We start from the raw sequence: 6746 nt of genomic DNA, 5'->3' as shown, positions 1-6746 counted from the left end.
CAGCAGCTCGCGGGCGTCGCCGACGGTCTTGCCGCCCACCTCGGCTGGCACGCCGGCACCGTGCGGATCCTGTTCGTGCTGCTCTCCTTCGTGAGCGGCGCGGGGCTGCTGCTCTATGGCTGGCTCTGGGCTCTCGTGCCGCTGGCCGACTCCGCGCGAACCATCACCGGCGAGGCAGCCGAAGACAATCGCGTGACGCGCAGCATGCCCGCGGCGTGGGCGCTCGTCGGCACCGGTGGCCTGCTCGCCGCGCTCGCGGCCTGGATGGTCGGGACCACGGGCCCGTATCAGAGCGAGTGGTTCTGGTGCTCGATTCTGGCCATGACCGTCACGGTCGCGGGTGCCCTCTGGGCCGGCTTCCTGGACGCGAATGATCCCGACCGCGGTGCCCGCCACGTGACTCTGGTGCGGGGAACCGCTGCCCTTGTGCTGGTGGCCGTGCTCATCACCGACGGCTGGGTCACCATCGGGCAGCGCAGCGTCTCGGCGCTGGTGTGCTCGATGCTCGCCGTGATTGCCCTCGGCGTCATCTACGCGCCGATCCTGGTCACACGTCTGCGTGAGGCGTCCAACGAGCGGATCACGCGCATCCGTGAGGAGCAGCGCAGCGAGATGGCCGCGCACCTCCACGACTCTGTGCTGCAGACCCTGGCCCTCATCCAGAACCGCGCGGGTGCCTCCAGCGAGGCGGCGCGACTGGCGCGCGCACAGGAGCGGGAGCTGCGCAGCTGGCTGTACGACGGCGATGAGCCCGCGGACAGCGATCTGTCCACCGACCTCCGCGACTACGCCGCCGCGCTTGAGCTCGACTACCCGGTGCGCATCGACGTGGTTGCGGCCGGTACCAGCACGGAACGGGCCAGTGGCGACCTGGCCGCAGCCGCCCGCGAGGCGATGCTGAACGCCGCCCGCCACGCGGGTGGTGAGGTGTCGGTCTACATCGAGGGCCGTGGCGACGCGGTGGAGGTCTACGTGCGAGATCGCGGACCGGGATTCTCGCTCGACGGCGTCCCCGCTGACCGCCTCGGCGTGCGCCAGTCCATCATCGGTCGCATGCGGCGCGCCGGCGGTTCCGCGCAGGTGCTGCCCGGTGCGGGCGGTGCCGGCACGCAGATCCGCTTGGCGCTGAAGCGCGACAACTCGCATGCCGCGAACGGCATGTTCGAGGGGAGGACCCCATGACCGGCGCACTGCGCGTGGTGATCGTCGATGACCATTCGATCTTCCGCTCGGGGCTCCGGGCCGATCTGGACCCGGGCGTCGAGGTGGTTGGCGAGGCGGGCGATGTGCCCAGTGCTGTCACCGTGATCGCCGCCACTCATCCCGACGTGGTGCTGCTGGACGTGCACCTGCCCGGAGCCGTCGGCGACATCACCGGCGGCGAGGCGGTGCTGCAGCAGGCGCTGCCGCTGTCGCCGGAAACGCGGTATCTGGCGCTCAGCGTGTCGGATGCCGCCGAAGATGTGGTGCGTGTGATCCGCGCCGGCGCGCGCGGCTACATCACCAAGGGCTCCAGCGGCGGCGACGTGAGCGCGGGTGCTCGTGCCGTGGCCTCGGGAGATGCGGTGTTCTCGCCGCGATTGGCCGGGTTCGTGCTCGATGCCTTTGGCGCCATGAGTGGCGAGACGGCTCGCGCAGACGACGAGCTTGACCGGCTCTCGGGCCGGGAGCAGGAGGTCATGCGCCTCATCGCGCGCGGGTACGCGTACAAGGAGGTGGCGGCCGAGCTGTTCATCTCGATCAAGACCGTGGAGACCCACGTCTCCGCGGTGCTGCGCAAGCTGCAATTGTCCTCGCGCCACGAGCTGACGGCCTGGGCGAGCGCCCGACGCCTGCTCTGAACGCGCCAGCGCCCCGGCTCACAGCCAGTGCCGAGAAGGATTCGGAGTAGCATCTCGACATGACGACGGCGAGAACACGAGGCATCAGAGCGCTCGTGATCGTCGCCGGACTGGCTCTGGGGTGTGGTGTGGTGGCCGCGCTCCTCGATGGGATCGTCACCGTGCACAGCGGCGCGGCGCTGGATCCCGAGCGGGCCGAACGCGACGCATCGATGGCGTGGGCCGCGCGCATCCTGCTGGTGCCCACCGCGGCCTGGCTCCTCATCGGCATCCTCGCCGCGCGCACCGCGCTCGTGCGTCGCCCCGGTGCCGCCGCCGCGCGCTCCACCTGGCTGGCGGCGACGCGCCCCTGGCGCGCGCGGGAATCCCTGCTGGGCCTGCTGCCTCTCGACCGTGCGCTGATGCTCATCGTTCCGGGCGGCCTGCTGATCGCCACGCGCGCCGTTCAGGCCGCCTTCCTTCCCGCATCTCCGGCGCTCATCCTGTCGCTGTCGTGGATTCTGTTCGCGGCGGTGGCCGCGGTGCTCGTGCTCCCACGTTCGCCGTGGGCAGTGATCGCCGCCATCGGCGGTGTCGTGGTGTTCCAGTGCGCCGCCGATCTCCTCGTGATGTCGGTGGCGGGGCCCGGTGCCGCGTGGGCTGCTGCCTGGATGTCCTTCCCGCTGCGGGTTCTGGTGTTCACCGTGAGCTTCGGACTCATCGGCTGGATGCTCGTGGCAGTCGGCGGAGCGGCCGCCCAGCAGTACGGCGCGCGTCGCGCCGCCGGGGTGGTGCTCGCCGCGGCCGGTGCCGCCGTGCTGCTCTTCGCTGTCCTCACACTCGCGCTGGGACCAGATCGGTTCGGATCCCCCTGGGCGGACACCATCGTGGAACTGCGTGCGCCGGAGCTGCTTGTCTGGGTTCCCACGATCCTCGGGATCGCGCTGCTGGCGACCGGTCTTGTGTTGCGACGAGCCCCTTCCCACGCCGAGGTCGTCGGCTGATCAGGTGGTCGGGTTCGCCGTGCCGCCGGGGACGCGGCCCATGCGCCAGACGCTCGGCATGCAGAGCGTCAGCACCGCGATGACCGCGTAGATGATCGCCGAGACCGTGATCACCGTTGCCGGATCGCCCGCGGTGAGCAGCCAGCCGAACAGCATCGTGCCCAGCGGCATCGCGAGATAGCTGCCCAGCATGTCGTAGCTGGACACGCGCGAGAGCACGTCGCCGGGGATGTTCTCCATCATCGCCACGTTCCATCCCGTGTTGAAGATCTCGAGCCCCGCACCGGCGATGAACGCGGCGATCATCAGGGGGATCACGGCCGGATGGGTCCCGAGCAGCAGCATGGGAAGGGCGACGGCCACCATGCCGATCATGCCGAAGCGCAGCGGTCGAGACAGTGGCAGCCACATCAGCACCAAGGTGGTCACCAGGGTGCCGACGCCGAGGGCTCCGAGCACCCACCCCCAGCCCTGCACGCCCAGCAGCGGATTGTTCTTGGCGATGAACGGACCGCCCACCGACCACGCGCCGATCTCCAGAGCGTTCAGGAGGCCGAACGCCACCACGATCACCCAGAGCCACGTGCGACTGCGAAACTCGCTCCATCCGACGCGCAGATCGGTGAACAGCTGAGAGCTCGAGCGAGCGGGTGGAGGCAACCGCACCATCGCGAGCAGAGGGATCGCCGCCACCAGGCCGATGCCCTCGATGACGAAAGCCCACGCGGGACTGGACAGCGCCACCACGAGTCCCGCGATCACCGGGCCGCCGATGGTGACCAGCGACCGGACGAACGACAGCATCGCGTTTGCCTGCTGCAGGGCATCGTGCGGCACCAGCTGCGGGATGATGCCCTGCATCGACGGCATCACGAAAGCACTGGTGGCCCCCGCGACGACGGCCGTGACAGCGAGCGAGACCACCGTGGCGGTCCCGGTGAACAGCATGGTGGCCGTGACGCCGACGGTGATGGCGTTGACCACGTAGCAGGTCTGGATCACCAGCGCCCGCGGCAGTCGATCGGCCACCACGCCTCCCAGTAGGAGGAAGACCACGGTGCTGGCCGTGAGGCACGTCATCACGATGGACAGTGCGAGCGGTGCGTTGTCGACCGACAGCACGGCAAACGCGAAGGCTACCGACGACATCGCCGCCGTGATCATCTGCAGGGCGCGCGCCAGGAAGAACCAGCGGAAGGCCGGAGCGCGCATCGCGGTCAAGGACATCGCCCCAGGTTAGCGGCGGGGTCGGACATCGATCGGGCGAGGGGGCTGGGGGATCCGATGTCCGAGGCCCCGCCTAGACTTGTCAGGCCATGACCGAACAGCAGCCCGTTGTCCTCGGCCGGGATTCCGGCCATGCAGATCCGCTCCTCGATGGGCTGAACCCGCCGCAGCGCGCTGCCGTGGAGTACCGCGGTCCCGCCCTCCTCATCATCGCCGGCGCCGGCTCTGGAAAGACGCGCGTGCTCACGCATCGCGTGGCGCATCTGCTGCGGACCCGCGATGCCTACCCCAGCCAGATCCTCGCCATCACCTTCACCAACAAGGCGGCGGCGGAGATGCGCGATCGGGTCGCGAGCATTATGGGCGACACGGCACGCGGCATGTGGATCTCCACCTTCCACTCGGCGTGCGTGCGAATCCTGCGGCGTGAGGCGTCGCAGTTCGGCTTCACCTCGTCATTCACCATCTACGACTCCGGCGATTCCCGCGCGCTCATCAAGCGCCTGGTGAAAGAGCACGAGGCCGACGCGTTCGGGCACACTCCCTCGTCGGTGCAGTCGCGCATCTCCAAGCTCAAGAACGAGTTGCAGGACGCCGAGTCCTATGCCCGCGACGCCAACATGAACGACCCCGCCGAGCGGGTGTTCGTCGAGGTCTTCGCCGACTATCAGCGCTCGCTGCAGAAGGCCAACGCGTTCGACTTCGACGACCTCATCGGACAGACCGTCTACCTGTTTCGTGCGTTCCCGCACATCGCCGACCAGTATCGTCGCCGTTTCCGGCACATCCTCGTGGACGAGTACCAGGACACCAACCACGCGCAGTACTCGCTCATCCGCGAGCTCACCAAACCCGTGGGCGCCTCCGAGCCGTTCTCCTCTGGCGGCATGATGATCTTCGAGGCCCCCGGAGATTCTGCCGACACCGCACCGTCCTCCCTCACCGTCGTGGGTGACTCCGATCAGTCGATCTACGCGTTCCGGGGCGCGGACATCCGCAACATCACCGAGTTCGAGCGGGACTACCCGGGAGCGAGGGTGGTGCTGCTGGAGCAGAACTACCGCTCCACGCAGACCATCCTGTCCGCGGCCAACGCCGTCATCAGCAACAACTTCGACCGCCGCGACAAGAAGCTGTGGACCGATGTCGGGGCGGGGGAGCAGATCCTCGGCTTCACCGGCTACTCGCAGCACGACGAGGCCCAGTTCGTGGCCGACGAGATCGATCGACTACGCCGCGACGGCATGCCGTACAGCGAGATGGCGGTGTTCTACCGGACCAACTCGCAGTCGCGCGCGCTGGAGGAGATCTTCATTCGCTCGGCCGTCCCATACAAGATCATGGGCGGTACCAAGTTCTACGAGCGTGCCGAGATCAAGGATGCGCTCGCGTACCTCATCGCTGTCGCGAACCCCGCCGACGAGATGGCGCTGCGTCGCATCCTGAACCGGCCCCGCCGGGGGATCGGCGATGTCACCGAGACGGCCATCGCGCGCTTCGCCGCCGAGCACAACATCACCTTCCGCGACGCGCTGGCCAATGCATCGCAGCTCGGTGTGGGACCCAAGATCCAGTCCGCCATCACGCACCTGGACGCCGTGCTGCTGGAGGCGTCGGAAATTCTGATGCCCGCCGACGGTGAGGTGCCTCCGCCCACGTCGGTGGCCGAGGGGCTCACCCTGCTGCTGGAGAAGTCCGGCTACTTCGACATGCTGCGTCTGAGCAAGGACCCGCAGGACGAAGCGCGGCTGGAGAACCTCGACGAGTTCGTCGCCGTCGCCCGCGAGTTCGCGCGCAACAATCCTGACGGCGCGATCAGTGATTTCCTCGCCGATGTCGCGCTGGTCTCGGACGCGGACGATCTTGACGACGAGTCCGGCGTCGTGTCGCTGATGACGCTGCACACGGCGAAGGGGCTGGAATACGACGCCGTGTTCCTCACCGGCGTGGAGGAGGACCTCATCCCGCACCGCATCTCGGCGGGCGAGCCGGGCGGGCCGCAGGAGGAGCGCCGATTGTTCTACGTGGGCATCACCCGTGCCCGTAAGCGACTGTTCATCACTCTCGCGATGACGCGCGCGCAGTTCGGCGAGGTGACGGTGGCGATGCCCAGCCGGTTCCTGCAGGAGATCCCTGCCGAGTTGCTGCACTGGCGTCAATCGCCGGGCGATGTGAACTCGCGGGGCGGCACGCAGTCGCGCGCGCTGAACGCTCGGCGCGGTTCCGGCGGATTCGGTCCGAAACCGCTCGGGCGCAGTGAAAGCGCGGGCTTCGGCCCCAAATCCACCAGCCTCGACAAGTTCACTAACCGCGTGACCGCCCGGGTCCGCGACAACGGAGATCTGGAGCTCGCCCCGGGAGATCGCATCCGCCACGACGACTTCGGTGAGGGCCGGGTGGACGCCGTCACGGGCGAGGGTGCCAAGCGCATTGCCCACGTACGATTCGACGCGGCCGGAGCCAAGAAGCTGCTCATCAAGATCGCCCCGATCGAGAAGCTCTGATCGCGCTAAGCGTGTGCACTATGCATGCTTAATCTTTCCGGTGATCAGGGAGAAATCCTCCGATGCGAGTTATTCTCGAGCGGGGGAAGGCATCGGGGGATGGACAGCAACACAGCAGTGCACACATCGGGGGATTCGTGCGCTCCGCTGTCGTACCCGTTCAACCGATCCGCTTCCTCGGCTGCTCCCGA

Annotated in this window: 5 protein-coding genes; 4 read left to right on the top strand and 1 reads right to left on the bottom strand. The window is 68.2% G+C overall.

Going from position 1 to position 6746, the window contains the following annotated elements; genetic code table 11:
* The 3 genes from ACI3KU_RS17300 to ACI3KU_RS17290 all read left to right on the top strand — a co-directional run.
* Nucleotides 1-1182, top strand: a 1182-nt coding sequence (locus ACI3KU_RS17300) for a PspC domain-containing protein (protein WP_404923575.1), incomplete at its 5' end; no start/stop codon positions are given.
* Nucleotides 1179-1841, top strand: a complete 663-nt coding sequence (locus ACI3KU_RS17295) for a LuxR C-terminal-related transcriptional regulator (protein WP_404923574.1) — start codon at nt 1179-1181, stop codon at nt 1839-1841. The genes ACI3KU_RS17300 and ACI3KU_RS17295, both read left to right, overlap by 4 nt.
* A 59-nt stretch (nt 1842-1900) precedes the next feature.
* Nucleotides 1901-2824, top strand: a complete 924-nt coding sequence (locus ACI3KU_RS17290; RefSeq protein ID WP_404923573.1) for a hypothetical protein — start codon at nt 1901-1903, stop codon at nt 2822-2824.
* Here the strand turns inward: ACI3KU_RS17290 and ACI3KU_RS17285 are convergent, their stop codons facing one another.
* Nucleotides 2825-4051 (bottom strand): MFS transporter, encoded by a 1227-nt coding sequence (locus ACI3KU_RS17285; protein WP_404923572.1) that lies wholly within the window; start codon nt 4049-4051, stop codon nt 2825-2827.
* Nucleotides 4052-4140: 89 nt separating this feature from the next.
* Between ACI3KU_RS17285 and ACI3KU_RS17280 the strand changes: the two genes are divergently transcribed.
* Complete coding sequence (locus tag ACI3KU_RS17280; RefSeq protein WP_404923571.1) at nt 4141-6555, top strand: ATP-dependent helicase; 2415 nt, start codon at nt 4141-4143, stop codon at nt 6553-6555.
* Nucleotides 6556-6746 lie beyond the last annotated feature (191 nt).

Source organism: Microbacterium sp. ZW T5_56 (assembly GCF_044987425.1).
GTDB lineage: Bacteria > Actinomycetota > Actinomycetes > Actinomycetales > Microbacteriaceae > Microbacterium.
The sequence above is the reverse complement of the archived record's forward strand: the minus strand, read 5'-3'. Positions and strand labels throughout refer to the sequence as shown.